Genomic DNA, 26,218 nt, shown 5'->3' with positions numbered 1-26,218 from the left:
GCAACCAGCGATGGCTCTTGTAAAACGCAGCACACCGAAGTCTCGTTTGACTTGCCCGAAGGCAAGTCCGCAAGAACCCCGCCGTCCACGTTTCTCTTTCTGTCTTCAATTTTCAAACAGCGTGCACTCAGACACCGAAGACAGCAATTCAACCCGGATAAACTCTCCGGACCAAACGCCCTGCCATAACAGTGAAGCGCGTCAACAGCGCCGCTCAGCGGCGGCGCCGTCTCGATGGGCGGTTTATAGGCGAGCCCACCTTCCGGTGTCAACGAGCTTTTTGAAAGTTTTTCACCTGAAAGCTCTTTTCGTTATTTTCCAATGAGTTAACTCGAAACCAGCTTTTCCACATCCTGCGGGAAGGCCAATTTTCGGCCTTTTCCGAGCTGGGCGCCGGGATCATCACCGCAGACCGGGGACGGCAACCCTTCTCAGGGGTGGGCAAAGCCCGCTCCTCCGCGCTCATCCAGGCGTCGTTTCCTCGCTCAGAGCCTCTGCCAGGAAGCCGCTGAGGGCTGCAACCGCCGCGCTCGGCCGGCCCGGCGCGAGATGCAGGGCGATTTCGGACGCCGGCAAAGCCGGCAGGCCGCTATCAGGGCCGAGCAATTGCAGGCCCGGCCTGGCCGTGCCCGCCTTGACCACGGTCAGGGCCGCACCGGAGGCCGCCATCGCTTCGACGGCACCGATGCTGGAACTGGAGAAGAGGATGCGCCAGCGCAGCCCGGCCTCGTCCAGTGCGGCCAGCGCCCATTCGCGGAACATGTTGGGCGCCTTCAACACAGCGAGCTGAAGCGGCTCCTCCAATAGGAAGGCGGCACGGTCCGAGCAGGCCCAGGCGGTATGCTCGCGCCGGAGCACTTCGCCGCGACCATCGCCGGCCTTCTGCGTGGCGAGGACGAGGTCGAATTCCTCGCCGAGGCTGTTCAGCAGGTCGCGTGTGAAGCCGGTCGTCACCTCCAGCTCGACATCCGGATGGGAGCGGGCGAAGCGCGCTAGAGTCTCGGGCAGAACGATGGTGGCGTAATCGTCCATTACCGCGAGCCGGACCCGGCCGCTGACGCTCTGCGCATTGACGACATCGAGCGCCTCGTCATGCAGCGCGACGATGCGGCGGGCATAGCCAAGGAACTGTTCGCCCGCGCGCGTGAGAAGAACTTCGTGAGGGGAGCGCTGCAGCAGGGTCTGGCCCGCCAGTTCCTCCAGCCGGCGGATCTGGCTGCTCACCGTCGACTGGCTGCGGAACAGCGCGGCCGCTGCGCGGGTGAAGCTGCGCAGCTCCGCAATGGTGACGAAGCAGCGCAGCAGGTCGATGTCGATGTTGCGCAGCATGGGGGCGTATCGTTCGGTGCAAAGAGACTGTTCGTCCTTAGAGCGAGCGATCCAGTTTCCTCAAGCCCTCATCCTGAGGAGCGCCGCAGGCGCGTCTCGAAGGATGTTTCAGGAGGCTCCGGAACGAACTGGAGCATCCTTCGAGACGCCATGCCTTGGTCAGCGCTCCTCAGGATGAGGGGCTCTCCCACGCGCCGCCATGCGCTGCACCGATCTTCAAAATCGAGGAATTCGATTTTGCGCGGCGGCCGCGGGCCGCTAGGTTGCCGCCCGAACGGGCCAAGAGGAGCCCGAGCGACCGGAGACGAAACGAGATGCCCAGGCTGAGATCCGCCACCTCCACCCATGGCCGCAACATGGCCGGCGCCCGCGGCCTGTGGCGCGCCACCGGCATGAAGGACGGCGATTTCGGCAAGCCGATCATCGCCGTGGTCAACTCTTTCACCCAGTTCGTGCCGGGCCATGTCCATCTGCAGGACCTCGGCCAGCTCGTCGCACGGGAAATCGAGAAGGCCGGCGGCGTCGCCAAGGAGTTCAACACCATCGCGGTCGATGACGGCATCGCCATGGGCCATGACGGCATGCTCTACAGCCTGCCCTCGCGCGAGTTGATCGCCGACAGCGTCGAATACATGGTCAACGCGCATTGCGCCGATGCGATGGTCTGCATCTCCAACTGCGACAAGATCACGCCCGGCATGCTGATGGCCGCAATGCGCCTCAACATCCCAACCGTCTTCGTCTCGGGCGGGCCGATGGAGGCCGGCAAATTCATCGCCGAGGGCGTGCTGAAGAAGGTCGACCTCGTCGACGCGATGATCGCCGCGGCCGACGACAAGTATACGGATGCTGAGGTCGACGTGATCGAGCGCTCGGCCTGCCCGACCTGCGGCTCCTGCTCCGGCATGTTCACCGCCAATTCGATGAACTGCCTGACCGAGGCGCTCGGCCTCGCTCTGCCGGGCAACGGCTCGACACTCGCCACCCATGCCGACCGCAAGCGCCTCTTCGTCGAGGCCGGCCACCTGATCGTCGACATCGCCCGACGCTACTATGATCAGGACGATGAGAGCGTACTGCCGCGCAATGTCGGCTCGCTCAAGGCCTTCGAGAACGCGATGACGCTCGACATCGCCATGGGCGGCTCGACCAATACGGTGCTGCACCTGCTGGCGGCGGCGCATGAGGCCGAGATCGACTTCACCATGGCCGATATCGACCGGCTGTCGCGGCGCGTGCCGGTGCTGTGCAAGGTCGCGCCCGCCGTCGCCGACGTCCATATGGAAGACGTCCACCGCGCCGGCGGCATCATGGCGATCCTCGGCGAACTCGACCGCGCCGGTTTGATCGACACCTCGCTGCCGACCGTCCACAGCACGACAATGGCCGATGCGCTGGCGCGCTGGGACATCACCCAGACCCAGAGCGAGGCGGTGCGCTCCTTCTATAGCGCGGCGCCCGGCGGCGTGCCGACACAGACCGCCTTCAGCCAGGACCGTCGCTTCGAGGAACTCGACATCGACCGCGAGAAGGGCGTGATCCGCAATGCGGCGCATGCTTATTCCAAGGATGGCGGCCTTGCCGTTCTCTTCGGCAATATCGCGCTGGATGGCTGCATCGTGAAGACGGCAGGGGTCGACGCATCGATCCTGAAATTCTCCGGCACGGCCGTGATCTTCGAGAGCCAGGACGCAGCGGTCGAGGGCATCCTCAACCGGAAGGTCAATCCCGGCGACATCGTGCTGATCCGCTATGAAGGGCCGCGCGGCGGGCCGGGCATGCAGGAAATGCTCTATCCGACGAGCTATCTGAAGTCGAAGGGCCTCGGAAAGGCCTGCGCGCTGATCACCGACGGGCGCTTCTCCGGTGGCTCGTCCGGCCTCTCCATCGGCCATGTCTCGCCGGAAGCGGCCGAGGGCGGCGCGATCGGCCTCGTCGAGAGCGGCGATATCATCGACATCGACATTCCCAACCGCTCGATCACGCTCAAGGTCTCGGACGAGGAGCTGGCGCGGCGGCGCGCCGCGATGGAGGCCAAGGGCAAGGACGCCTGGAAGCCCGCCGCGCCGCGCAAGCGCAAGGTCTCGACCGCGCTCAAGGCTTATGCCGCGACGACGACGAGCGCCGCCAGGGGCGCCGTGCGCGTGGTGGAGTAAAGCCTCCGTCCCCAAACAGAAAACGCCGCGCCTTTCGGCGCGGCGTTCGCGAAAACCCGATACCGAAGGATCAGCTCTTCAGCTTGGCGTTGCACTGGCTCCAGTAGCCGCCGCCCTTCTCGATCCACTTCAGCTCGCCATTGGCGTTGGCCGTCTTGTTGGCGTTGTACTGGTCGGCACAGGTCTTGAGACGGGCCTTGCCGGCGCTCTCGTTCGAGTATTTCTGCGAGACCGTCCGCGGGAAGACGGCAGCCTTCGCCTTGCCGGCCGGCTTGGCAGCCGGGGCAGCCGCCGTCGCGGCGGGCTCGGCCGGCACCGCGGCCGCGGCATCCGCCTCGGCAGCGTCGTCGTCGCCACATTCAGCCTTGCGGAAGTCGTTCCACTTCTGGCCCTTCAGCGTGTTGGCCTTCTTGGCGTCCTGATACTTGACGCTGCACTCCTTCATCGTCAGCGCCGAGGCAGGCGCCACCGCGAAGGAAGCAAAAGCAAGGGCCGATGCGGATGCGAGAATGAATGTCCTGAACATGACCTTCTCCATGGCAAAGCGTGCTGCCGCCGGTCGGCATGCCACTCCGATTTGCACTCCGAATCAAGCCAATTCCAGAGTGCCGCCAAGAGTTCCGCCGACAAGATGGTGCTTTTCCGACAGGCGCCCCAACGAAGGCGAAATGCCGGTTTCCGCAGACCGCGACCGGCCTTGCGACAGCCTCGCTTTCCCCTGCTATACGACGGGCTATCGAACCGCCGGAGACGAGATGGCACGGACGTCAGACGCCGCGAAGGACCGTGCGCTCATCCGCATCCTGACCGAGAATGCCCGGCTTCCGCTGTCCGAGATCGCCAAGCAGCTCGGCGTGTCGCGGGCGACCGTGCAGGGCCGCCTCGCCCGTCTGGAGCGCGACGGCATCATCGCCGGCTACACCACGATCCTCGGCAAGGCGAGCCGGCCGGCCACGACGATCTCCGCGCTGATCCTGATCGAACTCGAGGTGAAGCAGCAGGGCAGCGTCGTCGCCGCGCTGAAGAAGCGGCCCGAAATCGTGCAATGCCACACGCTGAGCGGACATTTCGACCTCTCCGTCAAGATCGAGTGCGAGACGGCGAGCGACCTCGACACCATCATCGACTGGATCGCGGAGATGGAGGGGGTGCGGCGCACCACCTCCTCCGTGATTCTGGCGCGAAAGTTCGAGCGCTGACGTCGGCGCAGCCGCTCCGCCGGGCGACGTTCCCGATTTCCCATCGATTTGTCGCATATCCCATCGTTATGCAGGCAGCTTGCAGCGCGCATCGGCGATCCGCTCGTTAAAGCCAACGGTCCTGCACGCGATGCTTTGGATGAGAGGGAGGTGCCGTGCCGCCCACCGCCAGGAGATCGCGACATGACCACCCGTAAGCAAAGCATCGCCGTGCTCGGCGCCGGCCAGATCGGCGTCATCATCGCCGGCATGCTGGCCGAGCAGGGCCATGAGGTGACGCTGGCCGATGCCGCAGCAGTGCGGCTGAAGCAGGTCGCCGATGGCCGCTTCGCCACCGCCACGGTCGATGCCGCCGATCTCGACGCGCTGCGCAGCTTCCTCAAGGACCGCGACATCGTCGTCAGCGCCTGCCCCTATTTCCTGAACAAGGGCATCGCCAAGGTCGCGGCCGAGACCAAGACACATTATTTCGACCTGACCGAGGACGTCGCGACCACCTCCTACATCAAGGAACTGGGCGCCACCGCCGACAGCGCGCTGGTTCCGCAATGCGGCCTCGCGCCGGGCTTCATCTGCATCCTCGGCGCCGACATGGCGGCGCGCTTCGAGACCGCTCGGTCCATCAAGATGCGCGTGGGCGCCCTGCCGCTCTATCCGACCAATGCGCTGCGCTACAACGTGACCTGGTCCGTCGACGGGCTGATCAACGAATACTGCAACCCCTGCGAGATCGTCTTCGACGGGCAGTCGACGCTGGTGCCGGCGCTCGAAGGCATCGAGAGCGTGATGATCGACGGCGTCGCCTATGAGGCGTTCAACACCTCGGGCGGGCTCGGCACCCTGACGGAGACGCTCGCCGGCAAGGTGCGCAACATGAGCTACAAGACGCTGCGCTATCCCGGCCATGCCGAGATCATGAAGCTGCTGCTGCGCGACCTCGATCTCGCCGACGACCGCGAGACGATGCGGCGCATCCTCAGCCACTCCGCGCCCTTCACCCGTAAGGATGTCGTGGTGATCTTCGTCACCGGCGTCGGCGAGCGTAGCGGCCGCCTCGAAGAGGAAAGCGTCGTGCTGCGCTATGACGGCAATGACGAGCTCGGCGCGATCCAGCTCACCACCGCCGCCGGCTGCGTCGCCATGATCGAGCTCTTCCTCGGCGGCAAGCTGCCCGCCAAGGGCTTCGTGCGGCAGGAAGATGCCGTGCTCGCCGACTTCCTCGCGACCAAGGCCGGGACCCGGCTGGTGCGGGAGGCGCGCGGCCTGGACGCGGCCAGCCTGGCTCCGACCATCGCGATCAAGAACGCGGCCTGAGGGGCTCCTCAGGTATTGGGAACGCGAACCAAGCCGTCATCCCGGGCTTGACCCGGGATCCATCGTAGAGCGTCGAGCCCTCCGATGGATCCCGGATCAACGCGGCTTCGCCGCTTGTCCGGGATGACGACGCGGTTCCGTGGAAAAACGAGCTCCGACCGTCAAACTCCGCCCGTCAGAGGCTGACACCCAACCCACGCAATTCGGCGCGCAGGTCGATCGGCTCGACGAAATGGACGGCCTGCATGCCGACGCCGCGGGCCGCCGCGACGTTCTTCGCGCTGTCGTCGATGAAGACGCAGTCGCCGGCTGCAAGCCCATAGCGGCCGAGCAGCACCTCGTAGATCGCCGGGTCCGGCTTGATCACCCGCTCATGGGCCGAGACGACCGCCCCGTCGAAGCTCTGCAGGAACGGGAAGCGGATCAGGCACTCGGCCCATTTCTCGCGCGAGAAATTGGTGATGGCGTAGACCTTCTCGCCGCGGCCCTTGAGCTCCTCCAGCACGGCGACGCTACCCTCGATGCTCTCGGGGATGCTCTCATGCCAGCGCTCGTCGAAGGCACGGATCTCTCGCTCCCATTCCGGGTGCTGCGCGACAAGCACCGACACCGCTTCCTCCCAGGAGCGGCCGCGATCCTGCTCGATGTTCCAGGCTGCTGTGCAGACGTTCTGCATGAACCAGTCGAGCCGCTCAGGCTCCGGGATCAGCTCGCGATAGACGCGCCGCGGATCCCAGCGCAGCAGCACATTGCCGACATCGAAGACGACGGTGGGGGTGTTCGAGGCCATCGCGAGATCCAGCTTTCTAGAGCTATCTGTTTTGTCGCATTTTCTTCACGCGAACCGGTATCCACTTCGCTCGAAAATGCTCCGACAGGGCAAGCAGGACATCGCATTCACGGGCTTGTGTCCAGAGTTGCGGGACAGCGACGGGCCTGTTCGGGTATGCGGGAGGCATGAACGCGGTCGACATGAATACCTGGCTGCCATGGACCGACCGGCAGGGCCGCTTCTCAGCCCTGCGCGCCGTCACCTTCGGGCTGGTCCTCGTGCCGGCGCTGCTCCTGCTCTACGCCGCCTGGATGCATCAGCTCGGCTCGAAGCCCTGGACGCAAGCGATCCACCAGACCGGCACCTGGACGGTGAGGCTGCTGATCGTCACGCTGGCCGTTTCGCCCTTTCGGCGCCTGTTCGACTGGGGCAAGCTCATCGGCATCCGCCGCATGCTGGGGCTGGCCGTCATGGCCTATGCGCTCGGGCATCTGGCCCTCTACTGCATCGACATGGCCTTCGATTGGAGGCTGATCGTCTCCGAGATCGTCAAGCGCTTCTACCTGACCATCGGCTTCGTCGCGCTGCTCGGCCTCTGCGCGCTGGGCGCCACCTCGACCGACGGGATGATCCGCCGACTCGGGAAGAACTGGCAGCGCCTGCACAACCTCGTCTATCCGATCGCGGGGCTCGCCCTGCTGCATTTCGCCCTGCAATCCAAGATCGACGTGACCGAGCCCGTGCTGATGAGCGGGCTCTTCGTCCTGCTGCTGATCTATCGCGGCTTCTATCGCTGGAAGCTCAACGTCTCGGCCCCCGCCCTGATCGGCGCGGCGCTGCTGGCCGGGCTCATCACCGCCGGCATCGAGGCGGGATGGTATGCACTGGCCTCCGGCGTCTCGGCCCGGCTCGTCCTCGAGGCCAATGCCGACATCCTGAGCTATTGGGACCTCGCCTCGGTCCGGCCGGCGCATTGGGTCGCGCTCGCCGGGCTTCTCGTCGCGTTGGGCAACGGCCTGCGCGCCCGAAAGCCGCGCCCGCCGCAGCGAGCCCGCGAGCCGGCGGCGGCTTGAGAAGAAAAACCTTCCCAGTTTCGACGTCTTCGAGGTCGAAAGGGTTTGCACCTCCCGCGTTCCTGTCTAACCCTATGGCATGCCTGACGATCTGCATGCCCAGCCGACTGCCGATGTTGCGCGAGCCGAACTCGCCGCAGAGGGCGTGGCACCGGCCCAGCTCCGCGTTTCGCCATTCGTGCCGCTGCAGCAGCCGATCTTCAGGGCCGTCTGGTTTGCGAGCCTAGCCTCGAATTTCGGCGGTCTCATCCAGGCTGTCGGCGCCTCCTGGATGATGGCCTCGATTTCGCCCTCGGCGGAGATGGTGGCGCTGGTCCAGGCCTCGACCACCCTGCCGGTCATGATCTTTTCACTGGCAGCCGGCGCGATCGCCGACAATTACGATCGCCGCCGGATCCTGCTGACGGCACAGGCCTTCATGCTCGCGGTCTCGATCGGGCTCGCGGTCGTCGCCTGGTTCCAGCTGATCACGCCCTGGCTGCTGCTGACCTTCACCTTTCTGCTCGGCTGCGGCACCGCGCTCAACAACCCGGCCTGGCAGTCCTCGGTCGGGGACATGGTGCCGCGCCGCGATGTGCCGGCAGCCGTGACGCTGAACAGCGTCGCCTTCAACATCGCGCGCAGCGTAGGCCCGGCCATCGGCGGCGCCATCGTCGCGGCGGCGGGCGCAGTCTCGGCCTTCATCATCAATGCCTTCAGCTATATCCCGCTGCTGATCGTCCTCGCACGCTGGAAGCCGCCCAAAGTCGAGCGCCTGCTGCCACGCGAGACGCTCGTCATCGCGATGAGCGCCGGCGTGCGCTATGTCGCGATGTCGCCCAACATCCGCGCCGTCATCCTGCGCGCCTTCGCCTATGGCTTCGGAGCCATCGTCGGCCTGGCGCTGCTCCCGCTGATCGCGCGCGACCTCATTCGCGGCGGACCGCTCACCTATGGCGTTCTGCTCGGCGCCTTCGGTGCCGGCGCCGTGGCGGGCGCGTTCATGAGCGCGAGGCTGCGGCGGGCGATGAGCACGGAAACCCTCGTACGCTCGACCTTCGTCGCCTATGCCACCGGCGTCACGCTGGTCGCCATCAGCTCGACGATCTGGCTGACGATGGCCGGGCTATTCGTCTGCGGCGCCTGCTGGGTGCTGTCGCTCTCGACCTTCAACGCAACGGTGCAGCTCTCGGCGCCGCGCTGGGTCGTGGGCCGGGCGCTGGCGATCTACCAGATGGCGGCTTTCGGCGGCATGGCAACGGGCAGCTGGGCCTGGGGCCGCTCGGCGCAGTATGCCGGAACGGAGCAGGCGCTGCTCATCTCCGCCGCTGTCCTGCTCGCTGGCGCGGCACTGGGGCTGCGCTATCCGCTGCCGCCGCTGGAGGAGCTCAACCTCGATCCGCTCAGCCGCTGGCGCGAGCCGAAGGTCGCGGTCGACATCGAGCCGCGCTCCGGCCCGGTGATCGTGACGATCGAATACATTATCAAGCCGGAGGACGTCGTCGCCTTCCTCAAGGTGATGGCCGAGCGGCGGCGCATCCGGCGCCGTGACGGCGCCCGGCACTGGACGCTGCTGCGCGACCTGACCGACGCAACGCTCTGGATCGAGCGCTACGACAGCCCGACCTGGGTGGAATATGTCCGGCAGAACCAGCGCGTGACGCAGGCCGATGCCGAGATCGGCGAGCGGGTCCGCGCGCTCCATTCGGGCCCCAACCCGCCGGTGGTGCACCGCATGATCGAGCGACAGACGGCCTCGCTGCCGCATGCGAACGCCACGCGCGCGCCGACGCTGGCGGACTCGCTCAGCGATCCCTCGCGACCGGCTTGAACCAGCTCGTCATTCTCGGGCGAAGCGAAGCGCAGACCCGAGAATCTCCTGCCGAAAGGGGCGCTCTTCCGTCCTGAGACGCTCGGGTCAGCCCGAGCATGACGGCGCGTTGCTCAGCCGAAGATCCAGAGGCCGGCGAGGCCGACCATGCCGACGACGATCCGCCACCAGGCGAAGGGCGCGAAGCCGCGCTTCGAGACGAAATCGAGGAAGCTGCGCACCACGAACAGCGCCGAGATGAAGGCGGCGACAAAGCCGACACCGATCAGGATGCCGTCATCGAAGGTGAGGGTCTTGTAGCTCTTCAGCAGGTCATAGGCGAAGGCGCCTGCCATGGTCGGCATGGCCAGGAAGAAGGAGAACTCCGCCGCTGCGCGCTTGCTGGCGCCGAGCAGCATCGCGCCGACGATGGTGGAGCCCGAGCGCGAGACGCCGGGGACCATGGCCAGGCACTGGATCAGCCCGATCTTGAAATACATCGGCAGTGGGAAGGCAGTGGCGTCGGTATGCTTTTCCTGCAGCTCCAACTCGTCGACGACGAGCAGGATGAGCCCGCCGGCAATCAGCGTGATGCAGACGATGAAGGGGTTGAACAGCACGGATTTGATGAAGCCGTGCAGCACCGCCCCGATCAGGGCGGCCGGCAGGAAGGCGACCAGGACGCCGATGACGAAGCGGCGGGCCGAAGGGTCGCTCGGCAGGCGCAGCGCGATGTCGAGCAGGCGGCGGAAATAGACCAGCGTGATCGCCAGGATCGCGCCGAGCTGGATCAGCACCTCGAAGGTCTTGCCGTTGGATTCGAAGCCGAGAAAATGGCCGAGGAGCAGGAGATGCCCGGTCGAGGAGACGGGCAGGAATTCCGTCAGGCCCTCGACGATGCCGAGAACGAAGGCTTCGATCAGGTTATGCATCGACGGTCGTCCTCGTGCGACTTGATAGCAGCGCCCGGGCAAGCGCTTGCAAGTTCGGATGGCTTAGCAGGGCGCTCTTTGCAAATTGGTTACCAATTCGCCAAGAGCCTGCGGGAAATCGCGGGCGGCGGCATCGCTGCGGGTTGTGGCGCTTTTCAGGCGCGCCTATAGCAGCGCGCGCCTTCCGGGCAGCTCCTTCGTTCCCGGTAACGGCAGCGGTGGCCCTGCTTCCGTCGCATTTTGCCTGCTTCACACTCTGATGACCGCCATGGCGACGCTCTATCACTATTCCCTCTGCCCGCATTCGCGCTTCATCCGGCTCGTGCTCAACGAGTTCGGCATGGAGGCGGAGCTGACCGAAGAGCGCGTCTGGGAACGGCGCCGTGAGTTTATCGAGCTCAATACGGCGGGCACGACTCCGGTCTTCGTCGAGCAGAGCGGGCTTGCGGTGCCGGGCGCCGGGCCGATCTCCGAATATCTCGACGAGACGCGCGGGCTCGCGCTGGCCGACAAGCGCCTGCTGCCCGAGGGGCCGGGCGAGCGCGTCGAGGTGCGCCGGCTACTCGACTGGTTCAACCTCAAGTTCCATGAGGAGATCACCGGCCCGCTCGTGCTGGAGAAGGTGATGAAGCGTTTCATGGGCCGCGAGGACGGCGGCGGCCCGCCGGAGATGAGCGCGATCCGCGCGGCACGAACGAATGTGCGCTATCATCTGCGCTATATCTCCTGGCTGCTGGCCAAGAGGAACTGGCTTGCGGGGGCGCAGCTGAGCTATGCCGATCTGGCGGCAGCGGCGCATCTCTCATGCGTCGACTATCTCGGCGATGTGCCCTGGGAAGAGGATGAGGCAGCTCGCGCATGGTATGCGAGGATCAAGTCGAGGCCGAGTTTCCGGGCGCTCCTGAGCGACCGGGTGCCGGGCATGGCTCCGAGCGCTCATTACGACAATCTGGACTTCTGAGCGGCGACAAGCTGAAGCGCGCCGTTACCGAGCGTGCCCTCACCGAGGGCTTCGCCGTGATGCGCGTCGCGCCGGCCGATGCAATCCCCGAGGCGCCGGGGCGGCTCGAGGACTGGCTCGAGGCCGGCCACCATGGCGGCATGGAGTGGATGGAGGAGCGACGCGCCCAGCGCGCCGATCCGCGCCAGCTCTGGGGCGAGGTCCGCTCGGTCGTGATGCTGGGGATGAACTATGCCGGCGAAGGCGATCCGCTCGCCATGCTGGACCATCCCGACAAGGCCACGATCTCGCTCTATGCCCGCCGACGCGACTATCACGACGTCATCAAGGGCAAGCTGAAGAGCGTGGCCGGGCTTCTCGCCGCGCGCGGCGGCGCCGACGTCAAGGTCTTCGTCGATACTGCACCGGTCATGGAAAAGCCCCTGGCGCAGGCGGCCGGGCTCGGCTGGCAGGGCAAGCACACGGTGCTGGTGTCGCGCGAGCACGGCTCCTGGCTGCTGCTGGGAGCGATCTACACCACCGCTGAGCTGCCGGCGGACGCGCCGGAGCAGGATCATTGCGGCTCCTGCCGGCGCTGCCTCGACATCTGCCCGACCGATGCCTTCCCCGCGCCCTATAAGCTCGATGCCCGCCGCTGCATCGCCTATCTGACCATCGAGCATCAGGGCCATATCGACGCCGTCTTGCGGCCCGGCATCGGCAACCGCGTCTTCGGCTGCGACGACTGCCTCGCCGTCTGCCCCTGGAACAAGTTCGCCGCGGCCGCGCAGGAGACGCGGATGGCCCTCAAGGGAGAGCTCGACGGGCTCGATCTCGCGGCGCTGGCGGCTCTCGACGACGCCGGCTTCCGGGCGCTCTTCGCCGGCACGCCGGTGAAGCGCACCGGTCGCGACCGCTTCCTGCGCAATGTGCTGATCGCCATCGGCAACAGCGGCCGGGCCGAGCTTGCGCAAAGCGCCCTGCCCCATCTCCATGATCCCTCGCCGCTGGTGCGCGCCATGGCGGTCTGGGCGCTCGGCCGGCTTGCCCCCGCGCAGGTGATGGCGCTTGCGTCGGCGGTGCTGCCAGGCGAAAGCGACCCGCAGGTCAGGGCCGAATGGCTGGCGCTGACATCCGGAAAAGAAGACGCCGCATGAACATCCTGATTCTCGGCCTTGGTTATTCGGCCGGCTTCTTCGCGCGCGCGGCGCTGGCCCGTGGCTTCGCTGTCACCGGCACGGTGCGCTCGGCCGAGAAGGCGGAGCGGCTCAGCCGCGACGGCATCCGCACGCTGGTCTTCGACGGGGTAGCCGTATCCTCCGCGCTGGAAACGGCCGTCGCCGAGGCCGATGCGGTGCTGGTCTCGGTCCAGCCGACCGAAGATGGTGATCCGGCGCTCGGCCCCTTGAAGGCAGCGCTTGCCGCCGCGCCGAAGCTGCGCTGGATCGGCTATCTCTCGACGATCGGCGTCTATGGCAACCAGGGCGGCGCCTGGATCGACGAGACCGCCCCTGTCGAGCCGTCCAATGCCCGCACCCGCCAGCGCGTCGCGATCGAGGAAGGTTGGCTCGCGCTCGGACGCGAGAGCGACAAGCCTGTCCAGATCTTCCGGCTCTCGGGCATCTACGGCCCCGGTCGCAATGCCATCGCCAAGCTGCGCGCGGGAACGGCGACGCGGCTCATCAAGCCGGGACAGGTTTTCAACCGCATCCATGTCGACGACATCGCCGGGGTGCTGATGGCCTCGCTGGACAAGCCCCGCAACGGCGCGATCTACAACGTCACCGACGACGAGCCCGGCCCGCCGCAGGACGTCATCACCTTCGCCGCCGAGCTGACGAGGCAAGAGCCGCCGCCCGAAATCCCCTTCGAGCAGGCCAATCTCTCGCCGATGGCGGCGAGCTTCTACGGTGAGAGCAAGCGCGTCTCCAACGCGCTGGTGAAGCGGGAACTGGGTTACGCGTTCCGCTATCCGACCTACCGCGAGGCGCTGCGGGCGCTGGCTGCGGCGGGGGAATAAGCGGCGAGCGATCGCCGGGGGCTTGCCGTCATTCTCGGGCGAAGCGAAGCGCAGACCCGAGAATCTCTGGCAGGAGAAGGCGCCTTCTCGTCCTGAGATGCTCGGGTCAAGCCCGAGCATGACGGCTCAGGCCAGGCTGAACGGGAGCTCTCAGGCCGCGTGGCGCGGGGTCTCGCCGCCGTAGTATTCAGCATAGCGCCTGTCGATTGCCGCGACGGGGAGGACGACGAGGACGTCCGTGGTGCCGAACTGGCGGTCCACCACCGCGCCGGTGCCGAAGCGGGCGCCGAGCCTGAGATAGCCCTTGATCAGCGGCGGCAGCTGCTTGAGCGCGAGCTTGGCGTCGACCATCTCGGCCGGCAGGCGGTCCATGCCGACATAATGCCCGGCATGGGCGGCAGCGCTCCACTCGCCCTGCGAGCGAGCGTTGTGATGCAGGAAGCTCAGCGGCAAGGCGAGCGCATCCGGGTCCGTGCCGTCGAAGGAGGCGCAGCCGAACATGGCGTCGATGCGATGGTGCTGCAGATAGGCCCAGATACCGGACCAAAGCAGCTCGACCGTCCGCTTGGTGCGGTAGGGCTTGAGCACACAGGAGCGGCCGAGCTCGAGGAAGCGCTGGCCTGGGTGGCTGGCGAGCATCGGGGCGAGGTCGAACTCGCCTTGCGTATAGAAGCCGCCGAGGCGCTCGGCCGCGCTCTGGCGCATCAGACGGTAGGTGCCGACGACCTTCGGCTTGACGCCGCCGAAGCGGCCCCGCGCAGCGTGGTCGATGACGAGGAGATGGTCGCAGGCCTTGTCGAAGCGGTCTGCGTCGCGGCGGAACATGCGCGAGACGACGTCGGGCTTGGCGGACATCTCCTGGTAGAAGACACGGTAGCGCAGGCGCTGCGCCCGCCAAATCTCGCGCGGGCCGCGGGCAAGACGAACCTCGAGCGAGCCGAGGCGGCCCAGCGTGCCGGACAAGGGAGGGGCTTCGCCGGGTTCGGCACCGAAGCGCAGCATCTTGCCGCCCGGGATCAGGCTCAGAGGCGCAAAGCGCGTGAACGGATTGCCGGCTGAGAATCGTGCGAACGCCGCCTGCCTGTGAGCGGGCATCGGGTTCTTGGCTTCGGAAACCTGCAGCGCCATCGCCTGTGTCATCCCTCAGCCCTATCCGGCCTGCTGGGAGGCTTGCTCTGACGATCTAACAGCTTCGCGACAAAACTGCGTCGAAGCGATGACGGCGATTATGGACCAAGGCGGTCAGGGCTTCAAGCCGAGAGGCTGCCCGCCTGCGGCTGCGACAGGCGTTCCAGCCAGCTCAGAAGGGCGGCGCGCTCCAGCGGTTTGGCCAGGCAATCGTCCATTCCGGCCGCAAAGGCGGCTTCCCGATCGGCCACCGCGACATTGGCCGTGACGGCGACGAGCGGAAGCGGGCAAGCCCGGCAGAGCTTGCGCTCCAGCGCCCGGACGGCCCGCGCGCAGTCGAGCCCCGTCATCCCCGGCATCCTGACATCGAGCAATACGAGGTCGAGTTTCGGTGCGGTGCCGGCAAAGCTCGCCTCGACACGCTGCAGGGCCTCGCGCCCGTCCCGCACCCAGAAGGCTGTGCAGCCGAAACGCTCCAGCGTGCGCGTCACCAGCAGGGCATTGATCTCGTTGTCCTCGGCCACCAGCACGGTGAGGCCAGCACCGATGGCGCGCAGCGGCGCCTGCGTGGGCTGCCCGGCTCCGCCCGTCATGGCCTGCGCCTGGGGGAAGCCGGCTCCGAGCCGCTCATAGAGCGAGCGCATCCGCACCGGCTTGATCAGGAAGCCGGAGAAGCCAGCCTCCTGCGACGAGCCGAACGGCCGCCGCGCGAAAGGCGAGAGCAGGATGAGGCAATCGGCGATGCCTGCGATGCGCACCAGCTTCGCGAGATCCTTCGCCGGCTGATCTCCGAGCGCGTGGTCGATCAACGCCGCGGTGACGGCGCCGTTCTCCGCGCTCGGCGGCTCGGCCAGCCTGGCGGCGGCAGCCTCGACCGTTGTCGCGATGGAAACCGCCGCGCCGGTGGAGCGGATCGTCTCGGCCAGGAAGCGCGCGGCAAAGGCCGAGGGCGAGACGAGCAGGACATGCTGGCGTGGCCAGTGCGGAATCGCGAGCGCCGGCGCGCCGGCTGCGGCCGAAAATGGCAGGACGAGGCGGAAGGTCGCGCCCTCACCGATGCGGCTCTCAGCGCGCACCTCGCCGCCCATCAGGCCGACGAGGCGGCGCACGATCGCAAGGCCGAGGCCGGTGCCGGATTGACGCTCGCCGGTGCCGGATTCGAGCTGCTCGAATTCGCCGAAGATGAGCTCCAGCCTGTCGGACGGGATCCCAGGCCCGGTATCGGCGACGACGATCTCGAAGCCCGCCCCCTCCTTGCGCAGGCTCAGGCCGACGCCGCCAGCCTCGGTGAATTTCACCGCATTGCCGACGAGATTGAGCAGGATCTGACGCAGGCGGTCACGGTCGCCGACGAGGCGCGCCGGCAGGTCCGGCGCGATATGGGCGGCGAGTTCCAGCCCCTTGGCCTGGGCGCGCGGCGCCATCAACTCCGTGACCGTCTCGATGAGCTGGACGAGATCGAACGGCTCCTCGACCAGCTCCAGCTTACCGGCTTCGACCTTCGCGACGTCGAGGATATCGTCGACCAGCGCAAGCAGCGCCTCGCCGGAACTCCGCAGGGCCTCGATATAAGTCGCCTGCTCGGCGTCGGGGCCGGTGTCGGACAGAAGATCCGCCATGCCGAGGATGCCGTTGAGCGGCGTGCGGAACTCATGGCTGACGGTGGCGAGGAAGCGCGACTTGGCCTCGTTCGCCGCCTCGGCCCGGGCGCGCGCCTCGACCAGTTCGTCCTCGGCGGCAACGCGCGCCGTGATGTCGCGGCCGACGCGCTGGACCAACGGGTGTTTCTCCGGCCCAGGCGCCACGGTCTCGACCCAGGAGATCCAGCGCTCGCCCTCATAGGTCGCCATGCACTCGTCGAAGCTGCGGGCGCCGTCCTCCAGCGTCTGGACCGGGCGGCTATCGAGCCGCGGCAGCTGCATCCGGGTGCCGACCAGATCCGCCGGACGCATGCCGAACAGCGTCGCATAGGCGGCATTGGCATAGACGATACGGCCGCCGTCGCGGCGGACGATCAGGTCGCCCTGCGCCTCGATCAGGCTGCGGTAGCGTTCCTCGCTGTCGGCGAGTTTCCAGACGCGATCTTTCTGGGTCTCGATTTCGTCGGCGAGGGCGGTGTTCTCCTCGCGGAGCCTCCCACGCTCTCGCAGCAGCAGGACGACCACGGTCACCGCGGGCAGGGCCAGCAGCGCAAACAGGTCGACCAGCCATGACCAGAGCGGGGAAGCCATGCCCCGATCTAGCGCCGGTCCCTTGAGAAAGGCACGTGGGAATCGTGGAGATTCAGCCTGTTGCCTGCAGAGTTGGTTAATCCTGGCGCCGCCCGCGGCGCCGTCCAGAGCATTTCCGAGTCGTGTCGTGAGAATGCGTCATCAGCCTGTTCATCGCATCTTCTTGGCGCGAACCGGCATCCACTTCGCTCGACCATGCTCCACGGCATCGGCGCGAAAGCCGGCCTCCCCTCTTCGATCCGATGCCATGGAAAGAGATCGATCACCGCTATCGCGTCCCGTCGAACGCGCGGCGATCTAGGCCGCCTGGACGAACTGGTCCCCGCGCGAGCGATAGGATAGCGCCTCCGCCAGGTGCAGCCGGCCGACCTTGTCCTCGCCATCGAGGTCGGCGAGCGTGCGGGCGACCTTCAGCACCCGGTGATAGGCGCGCGCCGTCAGGCGCATCGCCTCGGCGGCATCGCGCAGCAAAGCGAGCCCCGCCTTGTCCGGCCGGGCAATCTCCTCCAGCACCGGCGCCGGGCAGGCCGCGTTGGTGGCGACGTGTCCGAGGCCGCGCCCGGCGAGCCCCAGTGCCTCGAAACGCGCGACCTGCATCCGGCGCGCCTGCCCGACGCGGGCGGCGACCACGGCAGAGCTCTCGCCCGTCGCGGGCAGGATCAGGTCGGCGGCGGTGACGGCCGGAATGTCGATCGCGATGTCGATCCGATCCAGAAGCGGGCCGGAGAGCCGCGTCTGATACTGCGCCATGCAGCGCTCGTTCGGCTGGCGCCGGCAGGCATAGCCCGGCTCCGTCGCCCGCCCGCAGCGGCAGGGATTCATCGCCGCGACGAGCTGGAAGCGAGCGGGATAGGAAGCCCGATGATTGGCGCGAGAGATCAGCACGTCGCCCGTTTCCATGGGCTGGCGCAGCGCATCCAGCACCTGCGGCTGGAACTCCGGCAATTCGTCGAGGAAGAGCACGCCGTGATGGGCGAGCGAAACCTCTCCCGGCTTCGCCTGAAGCCCGCCGCCGACCAGCGCGGCCATCGAGGCCGAATGATGCGGCGCGCGGAAGGGGCGCCGGTCCGTCAGCGCCCCGTCGGCGAGATGACCGGCCACCGACAGCACCATCGAAACCTCGAGCAGCTCGCGCGGCGAGAGCGGCGGCAGGATCGAGGGCAGCCGGCTCGCCAACATCGACTTGCCGGCGCCAGGAGGACCGTTGAGCAGGAGATTATGGCCACCAGCCGCGGCAATCTCGAGCGCACGCCTGGCGCTCTCCTGACCCTTCACGTCAGCGAGATCGGGCAGCAGTCCATGCTGCCGCGCCACGGCCGGTTCGGGACGCGCCATCACCTGCGTGCCCTTGAAATGATTGGCGAGCTGAATCAGCGAGCGTGGCGCCAGGATGTCGACATCAGCGGCGGCCCAGGCAGCCTCGGGGCCACAGGCGGCCGGGCAGATCAGCCCCTGCCCCCGGCCATAGGCCGCGATCGCCGCAGGAAGGACGCCGGCCACCGGAGCGATGGAGCCATCGAGCGCGAGCTCGCCGAGGACGGTGTAGCCCGCCAGCGCATCCGGCGGGATGGCGCCGATCGCGGCCATGACGGCGAGCGCGATCGGCAGGTCATAATGGCTGCCTTCCTTGGGCAGGTCGGCCGGCGCGAGGTTGACGGTGATGCGCTTCGCCGGCAGGGCGAGCCCGGAAGCGATCAGCGCGGCGCGAACCCGCTCGCGGCTCTCGGCCACCGCCTTGTCCGGCAGCCCCACGAGGATGAAGGCGACGCCGCCGGCCGCGACCTGAACTTGGACATCGACGGCGCGCGCCTCGACGCCTTCGAACGCTACGGTCGCGACCCGCGTCACCATTTCGGCCCAGCCCCATTCCCCAAGGGAACGCTAGCGGAGCTTCAACGACAACGCAAGAACATATAGGGAACTTATGGCCGTCATGGTCGAGCCTGGCCCGACCATCCACGTCTTCGTTCAATGAGTGCCGTGTTCAAACGTCGATGCTCGCCACAAGGACGAGCATGACGCGAGCAGGAGCCAAGCCGTGTTAGCGGGCCCAGGCCGCCGGCCTGCCCCAGACCGACGGATTGGCGTGCCTCAGGCCTCGACGCCCAGCCCGATCTGGCAGGCGACGCCGGTGCCGCCCAGCCCGCAATAGCCAGCCGGATTCTTGGCGAGATATTGCTGGTGGTAGTCCTCGGCGAAGTAGAGGGTCGGCGCCGGGCCGATCTCCGTCGTGATCGGCCCGTAGCCGCCCGCGGCCAGAGCCTTCTGGTATTCGTCGCGCGACTGCTCGGCCGCCGCCTTCTGGGCGTCGTCATAGGTGTAGATCGCCGAGCGATACTGCGTGCCGATGTCGCCGCCCTGGCGCATGCCCTGCGTCGGGTCGTGGTTCTCCCAGAAGATCTTCAGCAGGTCCTCATAGGCGATCTTCGCGGGGTCGTAGACGACGAGGACGATTTCGGTATGGCCCGTCAGGCCGCTGCAGACCTCCTCGTAGGTCGGGTTCGGCGTCGTGCCGCCGGCATAGCCCACGGCGGTGACCCAGATGCCCTCGCCGCTCTGCCAGAACTTTCGCTCGGCGCCCCAGAAGCAGCCGAGGCCGAACAGCGCCTTCTGCATCCCTTCCGGATAAGGGCCGGCAAGCGCGCGGCCATTGACGAAATGCGGCTCCGTGATGGGCATCGCAGCATCGCGACCGGGCAGCGCCTCGGCGGGCTTCGGCATCTCGGTCTTCTTGCGCAGGGAGAACATCATTTCGCTCCGTTCCGTTCGAGCCTGTCGCCTATGTAAGCGCCCGGAGCGCTTTCGGACAGGGGCGGGCGAGCAGGCCGGCCTTCACCGGCGCGTGATGATGCCGATCTGCGGCTCCGGCCTGCGCCCCAGCCAGAGCAGCAGGAAGCCGAGCAGCAGCGCGACGAGCGCCGCCGGCATCCGCACCAGCGAGAGCAGCACCGGGTCCCAGAGCATCGGATGGAGATTGCGCTCGATCGCAGGCTGCAACAGCGCATAGCGCTCATGCAGCAGCGCGACCAGCGTGTCGCCCAGCGCCGTGAAACGCGGGGTGGAATTGGCGATCGAGCGGGCGCCATCGATCACGGCCACGATGAAACCGGCCGCAACCAAGAGATAACCGATCAGCCTCAGCAGAAACCGCACCCGCAAGCCCCCATCGTCCTTCGAGATCCGGAGGCCCCACTTTTTGGGGTCCATCCGCGATCGTTCACCGCCACCAGATGTGCCTGTCCCGGCCCCGGATCGCAACTGTCGCGCGCTCTGCGGACCGGCCATCATCGAGATTGTGCAAAAGCCAGCATCTCGGGCCTTGAAAGATGGCGGGCCGGCAGTCATAAGCAGCGCGCCGGACAGGTGGCCGAGTGGTTGAAGGCGCACGCCTGGAAAGTGTGTATACGGGAAACCGTATCGCGGGTTCGAATCCCGCCCTGTCCGCCATCGATCCCGTAAGGGGTTGATTTTCCAAAGAGCTTAGGCAAATCAAGAGCTTGCAGACGCCCGAGCGGTACACACGGGTGGTACACAATGGCTCTCGCAATGGCCCGTCCCTGGAAGCATCCCAAGACCGGCATCTACTGGTTCCGCAAGCGCGTCCCCGACGAACTGCGGGCTCGGCTCGGCAAGACCGAGGAGAAGCAGAGTCTCGGCACGCGCGATCCCGCCGAGGCCAAGATCAAGCAGCTTGAGGTTCTGGCGGCTGTCGAAGTTCGCTGGGCGAATCTCAAGGCCGGTCCCCGCACGCTCAGCGAACGCGAAGCCCATGAATTCGCCCGATCGGCGCACGATCGCTGGCTTGCGCGCTATCGCGACAATCCGAGCCAGCAGCCCTGGCCCGTCGAGCTCGGCACGAAGCTGTTTCCTGCCCCGCTGAAACTATGGGACGAGCTGGCGCCGATCGACCTGACTACGCTCGACACCGAAGGCAGCAAGATTCGGGAGCTCGAAGCCTGGTGCATGCGCGAGGTGGATGCCGATCTGGCGGTGCGCGGCTTGCAGATCGACGACGCCGGCCGACTGACCTACGCCAAGGCCATCGCTGCCGCGATCCTGCGGGCCAGCCTGACGCTCGCCGAGATGGCGAATGGATATGCCGGACCAACAGCGGCCGATGCCGTCATCAACGGCGCGCCTGTGCCGATCCGAGCATCCGCCCAGGCGCCGGTTTCGTTCGACGACCTGGTCAAGGGCTGGGCGGCAGAGAAAAAGCCCGCGGCAAAGACGCTCTACGCTTGGAAGGCTGTGGTCGAGAAGCTGAAGAAATCCATCGGACACGACGACGCTGCCCGCTTGACGCCCGACGACATGCTGCGCTGGAAAGCCTCGCTGATCGAGGCCGAGTTCAAGCCCAAGACGATCCGCGACGCCAATCTCGTGCCGATACGGGCGATCCTGCAATGGGCGGTGGATAACCGGAAGCTGCCGAGCAACCCGGCCGAGCGCGTCACGATGGACGTGAAAAGCAAGGCGGCCGGCTCGCGGCGAAGCTATACGGAGGTCGAGGCCAAGACGGTGCTCGCGGCTGCCGCGAAGGAGACGGACGCGGTCAAGCGCTGGGTGCCCTTCCTCTGCGCCTATTCCGGCGCCCGGGTCGCCGAAATCTGCCAACTCCGATTTGAGGACATCGTCGAGATCGACGGCATCTGGTGCTTCAAGATCGACCCGCAGGCAGGCTCGATAAAGACCGCCGGCTCCGAACGAGCTGTGCCGCTTCACCCGGCGTTGATCGAGGCAAAGTTCCTGGATTTCGTCCGCAAGGTGAAGAAGGGACCGCTTTTCGCCGACCTGCCTGCCGATCGCTTCGGCAGCCGGGGCGGAAACGGCACCAAGGTGCTTGGCCGCTGGGTTCGCAACCTCGGCCTGACCGACGAGCGCCTCGCGCCGAACCATTCCTGGCGTCACCGCCTCAAGACGCTCGGGCGTCGCCACGGCCTGGCACCCGACATCGTCGACGCCATCACCGGCCATCAGCGCAAGACCGTCGCGGACACCTATGGGGAGTTCCCGATGGAGGCGCTGCACCGCGAGCTATCGAAAATCCCGACGCTCAAGCTGTCGTAAGGCGGGCAGAACAGATTAGCGAAACGCTGGGGGAGTGGCGCTTCAATCAACCACCGACAGCTGTGTTTCGGCTACGTTCGGTTCGATATTCGGAATACCCCCTCCATACACCACCATACAACCACTGCCTTCTCTCCAACTTCCTCCTCTACAACACCTTACCTACTCCCTACTCCCTACTTCCTCCACACTCTACTTCCTCCTCTGCTTCCTTCCTGCCATCCCCCTTCCCCTACAGCCTCCTTCCTCATCACTCTTAACTCCGTATTCCCCGACTATTCTCTTTAATCGCTTCCGGTTGATTATCTAAATTCGCCTCAAGCCCGCGCACGCTGCCTACGGCCTTGCCCCGACCTCGCCCTGACCAGTCGAGTACGACAGTATTACCGAGGACCGAGAGCGGCTGAAATTCTCCTGCGATCTGTTCATGTTAGCGGGGACATTTCATGGCGCTTGCGCTTCCAGAACCGCATTCCGGATGGGCAAGAGCTACGGCCTGCACGCCCACGAACTGGCCTTCATCCCGCCCGCGAAGAGGCAGGCGTTCGAGGCGTGGGCGCCGGCCACCCTGGACCAGACCGGCGCCCCACTGTTCGTCACAGGTTCAAGGTGGCTAGCCCCCGGATGAACTCCGCCCGCCTCGCGTCCTCAGCCGCCTGCATACGTGCCCAGCGGTGTTCGTCCATCTCGGCGCCGTCGTAGATATCGGTGACATCGGGCTGATAAAGCCGCGCCACGAACCCGGCCCGGACCTGGGCCTGCGTCCAAATATTGCGCGAGCCTGACGCCAACTGCTCGCAGTTGACCATGGCCCCTTCATAGAACGCCTTCGGGTGAAAGAGCTCCCTGACCACGACCGGCGACCCATCCGCGCATCGGATGCGATACTCCGGGTCGAGCGTCTTCGTGATGTAGCGGAACCATTTCCAGCAAAGCCAGACGCGTTCGTACTCGGCGGCCCGGACCCGGCCCGTGATCTTCAGGGCCTGCGCCGGAATGTACTTTCGGCCGCACAGCCGGGCCAGGCAGGCCTCAGCCCATGCCTCGAACGCCTGCCTCTTCGCGGGCGGGATGAAGGCCAGTTCGTGGGTGTGCAGACCGTAGCGCCGGCCCCATTCATGGACATAGACGTAGAAGTGCTCGGAGCTCTCGGCGCTGGCGCGCTGACCGAACCGCCGCCTCTGCACGCTCGGAATATAGCCGACCTTCAGCCACTTGGCGGCTTCGTTATTGAAGCGCGTCAGCATCCACGCCGCCTGCTCGCCGTCGGACACGCCGAGATAACCCCATGCGATCGTCAGATGGGTGTTCAGGACAACGCCGTGATGCCGCATGGCGAAGGCGATGGCCTGATAGATCTTGAAGACCTCCTTCCGAAGCACCGGACGCTTCATCGGCTTCTCCGGCACGGGCTCGAAGTGATGCTTGTCGATCCACGCCACCACGCGCGGATGGCGCGGAGCGGGCGGTCCGACATAGGGAGGGTCGATCGACAGGTGGGGCCAGTTCGGGTTTGCGCCAGGGCGGCGCATCGGCGCGGTCAACGCCGCTCCTTCCTGCCGCTGTTCTGGAGACAAATAGCCGTAGGTGGGAAGGAGGATGGACCTCGGCTTCTTCGGCGAACTCTGGTCAGTCATTGGGTGTCTTTCGGAAACAGGCGTGACGACGGGCACGGCGCCCATGAGAGCGCCGGCCTTCGTCGGATGCATTGAGAGACGGAAACAGGGCGATCAGGCTTCCTCGGACGCCTCGAACAAGCTGGGCATCTGGAACGGCGGCTCTGCCTTGGGCCGCAGAGCGTTCGTCGGACGCCCCTTCTTCGACCGAGGCTCCGGCAACTTCCGGTTCGCAGCCGCCTTGGCGATCACCTCAAACGGGTCTTCGTCTTTAGGATTGTTGTCTTGCATGTTGGGCCTCTCTAGCTGACTGAGCGTAGAGGGCCGGCCACGGCAGGGCGGGAGGGGGAGCCGAATTGGCCCACTACCCATACATAAAGGGGAAATGGCCTTCCGACCCACACGAAGTGAGCCAACTTTCTTCAGGAAAACCTGAATTTGCAACAAAATCCAAGAAGGCTTCGGATCAGCGCAATTATCCGCCAAGAACAGTATTGCGACAGCTAGCCCGCTCTGGCCAGCACAAACCGCAAGTGAAGAGGCTTATTTTCCTGTCGCTGTAATGTCCTCGACTGTCCCAATGAAGCTCCGTCATCCCTCAAACCGGAGGCTTCATGACATCCGATCTCCCCGACATCTTCGCTCACGTTCCGCTCCTGCCGGAGGAACTCCTCCGTCGGCACCATATTTTCGAGCCGCTGGACCACCGCTTCCGCTCGGCAGCACGTCTCCTCCAGAGCATCTGGCGGCAGGATCGCGAGCTGCCGATCGGCAGCTACAAGGTCGGCACGAAGCGCAAGAAGCTCGGCTCCCGGATCAGCCCCGCCGCGGCGCGAGCCGGCGCGAACTTCATGCTGCCGGCGATCGCCTGGCTCGTGCGCCGCGAGCTCGCCTACAGGGAGCCCGCCGCGATGATCGACGAGGTGCGGCTCTACGGCAATCTGCTCAGCTCGATGCCCTTGGCTTTCAACGTGTTCGGCCTGCTCAAGCTCGACCTGTCTTTCGCCTCCCGCGTTCTCGGCGAGCTCTTCCCCGATCTTACGGGTGCCAAGGTTCATGCTGTCCTGTTCGAGCACTCGCCAGGACGCGGCGATCCGACGCTGACCGGGGATCACAGCGCCTTTGACGTGTTCCTCCGCTACGAGACGCCGGCAGGCCGGAAGGGCTTTGTTGCGATCGAGACGAAGTACTCCGAGTCGTGCCAGGAGCCGGTGGCGACGATCCGGCCGCGCTATGACGACCTCGCCGACGTCTCCGGGCTGTTCGTCGATCCGCGGAAGCCGGCGCTGAAGGTAACCCCTGCCAGCAGCTGTATCGCGAGCACCTGCTCGCTCAAGCCATGCTGATGCGCGGCGACTACGACGAGGGCCGATTCGTCGTCATCGCGCCGCAGCTCAACACCCTCGTCGCGAGCGCCGTGGCCACCTACAAGGCCGAGCTCAACCCGGCTGGTGAGGACCAGGTCGGCTTCGTCAGCATCACGCTGGAGGACGCCATCATCGCCATCGCGATGGCGGGCGAGGAGGAGTACGCGACCCGCCTCTATCGCCGCTATTGCGATTTCCAACTGGTCGACGGCGAACTCAACCTGTTCTGGGCGGGCGACGGGCCTATCGGAAAGGCGCATGAGGCTGCGGCCTTGGGCGAGCCGCTCAAGCTCCTTCCGGGAGGGCGTGCGTGATCGCGCCCTTCATGCTCCCGGCCGAACGCGAGCGACTGCTCGCCAACGGCCGGGCGAGCGCAATGGGTGAAGACATCGATCCCGTGCCCGTCGTGAAGCTCTTCACGCCCGACGCAAACGCGACCTGGCTCCTGTCAGAGCTCGATCCGGACGACCCTGGCATCGCCTTCGGCCTCTGCGATCTCGGCCTCGGCGCCCCGGAGCTCGGCTACATCGCCCTGGCCGAACTTGCCGGGGTTCGCGGGTTCCTCGGCCTGCCGATCGAGCGAGACGAGCACTTCCGGCCAGACAAGCCGCTCTCGGCCTATGCGGCCACAGCCCGCGCCCAGGGCAGGATCATCGCGTGAGCCCGCTCGCCAGCGAGGACGACGATTGGCTCGACCGGGTTCGTGTTGGCCACTTCGCTGCGATCCCGCACGCCCCGACCTGGCTGCAGTCAGCGAGGCTCGCCGATCTGATCAATGGCTACGCCGCGTCCCGCGCGCTTGGCCTCGGCGACCTCCATGGCTGGGCGAACGAGCGCGAGGACGAAGCCGCCAGGACAGGTTCATGGGGCGGCACCGCCCTCGAACTCTGGCTCTGCCTATTTTACGAGCATCGCCGCTGGCGGCATTTCGGCTGCGAGCCGGAGGGGCAGGACCGCGAGCTGGCCGCTTGCCTCTGGCGGCAACTGCGCGGCAAGCTCCAAACCATTGGAGAAGAGGAATGCGCCATCATCCTAGCGCAGATCGCTGCGAGCTCGGCAGAGGTGCGGTAGGGCTTTTGACGGGTTGGTCAGTTCTCGCCGGCCCGATCAGGCTAGCGCGAATCTCCGTTCGGCCGGCGGTCATATCGGCAGTACCAAACCGCATTGCCACGGAGCTGATTTGCCTACATCTTCCGGAGCCGCTTTCCAGAACGGCTCCGCTCCGCTTCCAGAATTGCATTATGGACGTATAGGCCGGAGACTGGCGCGGAATGCGCCAACAGCG

The 26,218-nt window shown here is 66.3% G+C and carries 23 protein-coding genes, 1 tRNA gene and 1 pseudogene; 14 read left to right on the top strand and 11 right to left on the bottom strand.

The annotated features are described in order from the left end of the window. On the top strand, positions 1-189 hold a 189-nt coding region (locus BoBH3_RS19730; RefSeq protein WP_262332538.1), incomplete at its 5' end, for a hypothetical protein. Between the two features lie 273 nt (positions 190-462). Here BoBH3_RS19730 and BoBH3_RS19725 read toward each other — a convergent pair. Beyond that, positions 463-1,329, bottom strand: coding sequence for a LysR substrate-binding domain-containing protein (locus BoBH3_RS19725; RefSeq protein WP_262332537.1), 867 nt, complete (start codon positions 1,327-1,329; stop codon positions 463-465). Between the two features lie 314 nt (positions 1,330-1,643). On the opposite strand from BoBH3_RS19725, the gene ilvD reads away from it, so the two are divergent. After that, on the top strand, positions 1,644-3,485 hold the full coding sequence (gene ilvD / locus BoBH3_RS19720) for a dihydroxy-acid dehydratase (protein ID WP_262332536.1): 1,842 nt from the start codon (positions 1,644-1,646) through the stop codon (positions 3,483-3,485). 70 nt (positions 3,486-3,555) lie between these two features. On the opposite strand, the gene BoBH3_RS19715 is transcribed toward ilvD, so the two are convergent. Continuing rightward, the gene (locus tag BoBH3_RS19715; RefSeq protein ID WP_262332535.1) at positions 3,556-4,011 is read right to left on the bottom strand and encodes a hypothetical protein; all 456 of its coding nucleotides are present in this window, start codon (positions 4,009-4,011) and stop codon (positions 3,556-3,558) included. Between the two features lie 229 nt (positions 4,012-4,240). Here BoBH3_RS19715 and BoBH3_RS19710 point away from each other — a divergent pair, with 229 nt between their 5' ends. Beyond that, entirely contained in the window at positions 4,241-4,684 is a 444-nt protein-coding gene (locus BoBH3_RS19710) for an Lrp/AsnC family transcriptional regulator (protein ID WP_262332534.1), read from the top strand. Positions 4,685-4,867: 183 nt separating this feature from the next. Continuing rightward, positions 4,868-5,998: a saccharopine dehydrogenase family protein gene (locus BoBH3_RS19705; RefSeq protein ID WP_262332533.1), complete on the top strand. Its 1,131-nt coding sequence runs from the start codon at positions 4,868-4,870 to the stop codon at positions 5,996-5,998. Between the two features lie 175 nt (positions 5,999-6,173). On the opposite strand, the gene BoBH3_RS19700 is transcribed toward BoBH3_RS19705, so the two are convergent. Next, positions 6,174-6,788 (bottom strand): HAD family hydrolase, encoded by a 615-nt coding sequence (locus BoBH3_RS19700; RefSeq protein WP_262332532.1) that lies wholly within the window; start codon positions 6,786-6,788, stop codon positions 6,174-6,176. 167 nt (positions 6,789-6,955) lie between these two features. Here BoBH3_RS19700 and BoBH3_RS19695 point away from each other — a divergent pair, with 167 nt between their 5' ends. Continuing rightward, positions 6,956-7,843: a protein-methionine-sulfoxide reductase heme-binding subunit MsrQ gene (locus tag BoBH3_RS19695; protein ID WP_262332531.1), complete on the top strand. Its 888-nt coding sequence runs from the start codon at positions 6,956-6,958 to the stop codon at positions 7,841-7,843. 79 nt (positions 7,844-7,922) lie between these two features. Then, a complete protein-coding gene (locus BoBH3_RS19690; protein ID WP_262332530.1) occupies positions 7,923-9,653 on the top strand; it encodes an MFS transporter in 1,731 nt (576 codons plus the stop codon). Between the two features lie 113 nt (positions 9,654-9,766). Here the strand turns inward: BoBH3_RS19690 and BoBH3_RS19685 are convergent, their stop codons facing one another. Next, positions 9,767-10,564, bottom strand: a complete 798-nt coding sequence (locus tag BoBH3_RS19685; protein WP_262332529.1) for an undecaprenyl-diphosphate phosphatase — start codon at positions 10,562-10,564, stop codon at positions 9,767-9,769. Between the two features lie 268 nt (positions 10,565-10,832). On the opposite strand from BoBH3_RS19685, the gene BoBH3_RS19680 reads away from it, so the two are divergent. Genes BoBH3_RS19680 through BoBH3_RS19670 form a run of 3 tightly spaced genes read left to right on the top strand, consistent with a single transcriptional unit; the run spans position 10,833 to position 13,524 of the window. Continuing rightward, positions 10,833-11,525: a glutathione S-transferase family protein gene (locus BoBH3_RS19680; protein ID WP_262332528.1), complete on the top strand. Its 693-nt coding sequence runs from the start codon at positions 10,833-10,835 to the stop codon at positions 11,523-11,525. Continuing rightward, positions 11,423-12,661 carry a tRNA epoxyqueuosine(34) reductase QueG gene (queG, locus tag BoBH3_RS19675; protein ID WP_262332527.1) on the top strand — a complete coding sequence of 413 codons (1,239 nt, stop codon included), beginning with the start codon at positions 11,423-11,425 and terminating at the stop codon, positions 12,659-12,661. The genes BoBH3_RS19680 and queG overlap by 103 nt, the downstream gene beginning before the upstream one ends. Beyond that, positions 12,658-13,524 (top strand): SDR family oxidoreductase, encoded by an 867-nt coding sequence (locus BoBH3_RS19670; RefSeq protein WP_262332526.1) that lies wholly within the window; start codon positions 12,658-12,660, stop codon positions 13,522-13,524. Before queG ends, BoBH3_RS19670 begins: the two co-directional genes overlap by 4 nt. A gap of 150 nt (positions 13,525-13,674) precedes the next feature. On the opposite strand, the gene olsB is transcribed toward BoBH3_RS19670, so the two are convergent. From olsB to BoBH3_RS19645, 5 genes are all read right to left on the bottom strand, one after another. Continuing rightward, the gene (olsB, locus tag BoBH3_RS19665; RefSeq protein WP_262332525.1) at positions 13,675-14,664 is read right to left on the bottom strand and encodes a l-ornithine N(alpha)-acyltransferase; all 990 of its coding nucleotides are present in this window, start codon (positions 14,662-14,664) and stop codon (positions 13,675-13,677) included. Positions 14,665-14,774: 110 nt separating this feature from the next. Then, the gene (locus BoBH3_RS19660) at positions 14,775-16,883 is read right to left on the bottom strand and encodes a hybrid sensor histidine kinase/response regulator (RefSeq protein WP_262332524.1); all 2,109 of its coding nucleotides are present in this window, start codon (positions 16,881-16,883) and stop codon (positions 14,775-14,777) included. 297 nt (positions 16,884-17,180) lie between these two features. Further along, a complete protein-coding gene (locus tag BoBH3_RS19655) occupies positions 17,181-18,734 on the bottom strand; it encodes a YifB family Mg chelatase-like AAA ATPase (RefSeq protein ID WP_262332523.1) in 1,554 nt (517 codons plus the stop codon). Between the two features lie 240 nt (positions 18,735-18,974). After that, on the bottom strand, positions 18,975-19,631 hold the full coding sequence (gene msrA / locus BoBH3_RS19650) for a peptide-methionine (S)-S-oxide reductase MsrA (protein ID WP_262332568.1): 657 nt from the start codon (positions 19,629-19,631) through the stop codon (positions 18,975-18,977). A gap of 84 nt (positions 19,632-19,715) precedes the next feature. Beyond that, positions 19,716-20,042: a hypothetical protein gene (locus BoBH3_RS19645; RefSeq protein WP_262332522.1), complete on the bottom strand. Its 327-nt coding sequence runs from the start codon at positions 20,040-20,042 to the stop codon at positions 19,716-19,718. 198 nt (positions 20,043-20,240) lie between these two features. On the opposite strand from BoBH3_RS19645, the gene BoBH3_RS19640 reads away from it, so the two are divergent. Beyond that, positions 20,241-20,330 (top strand) — tRNA-Ser (locus BoBH3_RS19640). A gap of 87 nt (positions 20,331-20,417) precedes the next feature. Further along, entirely contained in the window at positions 20,418-21,950 is a 1,533-nt protein-coding gene (locus BoBH3_RS19635) for a site-specific integrase (RefSeq protein ID WP_262332521.1), read from the top strand. A 596-nt stretch (positions 21,951-22,546) separates the two neighbouring features. Here BoBH3_RS19635 and BoBH3_RS19630 read toward each other — a convergent pair. Next, the gene (locus BoBH3_RS19630) at positions 22,547-23,587 is read right to left on the bottom strand and encodes a hypothetical protein (protein WP_262332520.1); all 1,041 of its coding nucleotides are present in this window, start codon (positions 23,585-23,587) and stop codon (positions 22,547-22,549) included. Positions 23,588-23,680: 93 nt separating this feature from the next. Beyond that, positions 23,681-23,857: a hypothetical protein gene (locus tag BoBH3_RS19625; protein ID WP_262332519.1), complete on the bottom strand. Its 177-nt coding sequence runs from the start codon at positions 23,855-23,857 to the stop codon at positions 23,681-23,683. A gap of 323 nt (positions 23,858-24,180) precedes the next feature. Between BoBH3_RS19625 and BoBH3_RS19620 the strand changes: the two are divergent. The 3 genes and pseudogenes from BoBH3_RS19620 to BoBH3_RS19605 all read left to right on the top strand — a co-directional run bounded on the left by BoBH3_RS19620 (position 24,181) and on the right by BoBH3_RS19605 (position 26,004). Next, positions 24,181-25,247: pseudogene (locus BoBH3_RS19620) on the top strand (PGN_0703 family putative restriction endonuclease). Next, on the top strand, positions 25,244-25,594 hold the full coding sequence (locus BoBH3_RS19610; RefSeq protein WP_465247131.1) for a DUF2958 domain-containing protein: 351 nt from the start codon (positions 25,244-25,246) through the stop codon (positions 25,592-25,594). The pseudogene BoBH3_RS19620 and the gene BoBH3_RS19610 overlap by 4 nt, the downstream one beginning before the upstream one ends. Then, positions 25,591-26,004 (top strand): hypothetical protein, encoded by a 414-nt coding sequence (locus BoBH3_RS19605; protein ID WP_262332516.1) that lies wholly within the window; start codon positions 25,591-25,593, stop codon positions 26,002-26,004. The genes BoBH3_RS19610 and BoBH3_RS19605 overlap by 4 nt, the downstream gene beginning before the upstream one ends. Positions 26,005-26,218 lie beyond the last annotated feature (214 nt).

The sequence above is a fragment of the Allobosea sp. BH3 genome (assembly GCF_025499465.1).
Taxonomy (GTDB): Bacteria; Pseudomonadota; Alphaproteobacteria; order Rhizobiales; family Beijerinckiaceae; genus Allobosea.
Note: the sequence above shows the minus strand (reverse complement) of the source record. Positions and strands in the feature narration are given on the sequence as shown.

Excerpts from the sequence above, each read along its gene's own strand:
- BoBH3_RS19725 (WP_262332537.1), bottom strand. The coding sequence starts at position 1,329 with ATGCTGCGCAACATCGACATCGACCTGCTGCGCTGCTTCGTCACCATT.
- BoBH3_RS19705 (WP_262332533.1), top strand. The coding sequence starts at position 4,868 with ATGACCACCCGTAAGCAAAGCATCGCCGTGCTCGGCGCCGGCCAGATC.
- msrA (WP_262332568.1), bottom strand. The coding sequence starts at position 19,631 with ATGTTCTCCCTGCGCAAGAAGACCGAGATGCCGAAGCCCGCCGAGGCG.
- BoBH3_RS19695 (WP_262332531.1), top strand. The coding sequence starts at position 6,956 with ATGAACGCGGTCGACATGAATACCTGGCTGCCATGGACCGACCGGCAG.
- BoBH3_RS19655 (WP_262332523.1), bottom strand. The coding sequence starts at position 18,734 with ATGGTGACGCGGGTCGCGACCGTAGCGTTCGAAGGCGTCGAGGCGCGC.
- BoBH3_RS19680 (WP_262332528.1), top strand. The coding sequence starts at position 10,833 with ATGGCGACGCTCTATCACTATTCCCTCTGCCCGCATTCGCGCTTCATC.
- BoBH3_RS19635 (WP_262332521.1), top strand. The coding sequence starts at position 20,418 with ATGGCTCTCGCAATGGCCCGTCCCTGGAAGCATCCCAAGACCGGCATC.
- BoBH3_RS19690 (WP_262332530.1), top strand. The coding sequence starts at position 7,923 with ATGCCTGACGATCTGCATGCCCAGCCGACTGCCGATGTTGCGCGAGCC.
- ilvD (WP_262332536.1), top strand. The coding sequence starts at position 1,644 with ATGCCCAGGCTGAGATCCGCCACCTCCACCCATGGCCGCAACATGGCC.
- BoBH3_RS19710 (WP_262332534.1), top strand. The coding sequence starts at position 4,241 with ATGGCACGGACGTCAGACGCCGCGAAGGACCGTGCGCTCATCCGCATC.
- BoBH3_RS19625 (WP_262332519.1), bottom strand. The coding sequence starts at position 23,857 with ATGCAAGACAACAATCCTAAAGACGAAGACCCGTTTGAGGTGATCGCC.
- BoBH3_RS19700 (WP_262332532.1), bottom strand. The coding sequence starts at position 6,788 with ATGGCCTCGAACACCCCCACCGTCGTCTTCGATGTCGGCAATGTGCTG.
- BoBH3_RS19660 (WP_262332524.1), bottom strand. The coding sequence starts at position 16,883 with ATGGCTTCCCCGCTCTGGTCATGGCTGGTCGACCTGTTTGCGCTGCTG.
- olsB (WP_262332525.1), bottom strand. The coding sequence starts at position 14,664 with ATGACACAGGCGATGGCGCTGCAGGTTTCCGAAGCCAAGAACCCGATG.
- queG (WP_262332527.1), top strand. The coding sequence starts at position 11,423 with ATGGTATGCGAGGATCAAGTCGAGGCCGAGTTTCCGGGCGCTCCTGAG.
- BoBH3_RS19670 (WP_262332526.1), top strand. The coding sequence starts at position 12,658 with ATGAACATCCTGATTCTCGGCCTTGGTTATTCGGCCGGCTTCTTCGCG.
- BoBH3_RS19715 (WP_262332535.1), bottom strand. The coding sequence starts at position 4,011 with ATGTTCAGGACATTCATTCTCGCATCCGCATCGGCCCTTGCTTTTGCT.
- BoBH3_RS19685 (WP_262332529.1), bottom strand. The coding sequence starts at position 10,564 with ATGCATAACCTGATCGAAGCCTTCGTTCTCGGCATCGTCGAGGGCCTG.
- BoBH3_RS19630 (WP_262332520.1), bottom strand. The coding sequence starts at position 23,587 with ATGACTGACCAGAGTTCGCCGAAGAAGCCGAGGTCCATCCTCCTTCCC.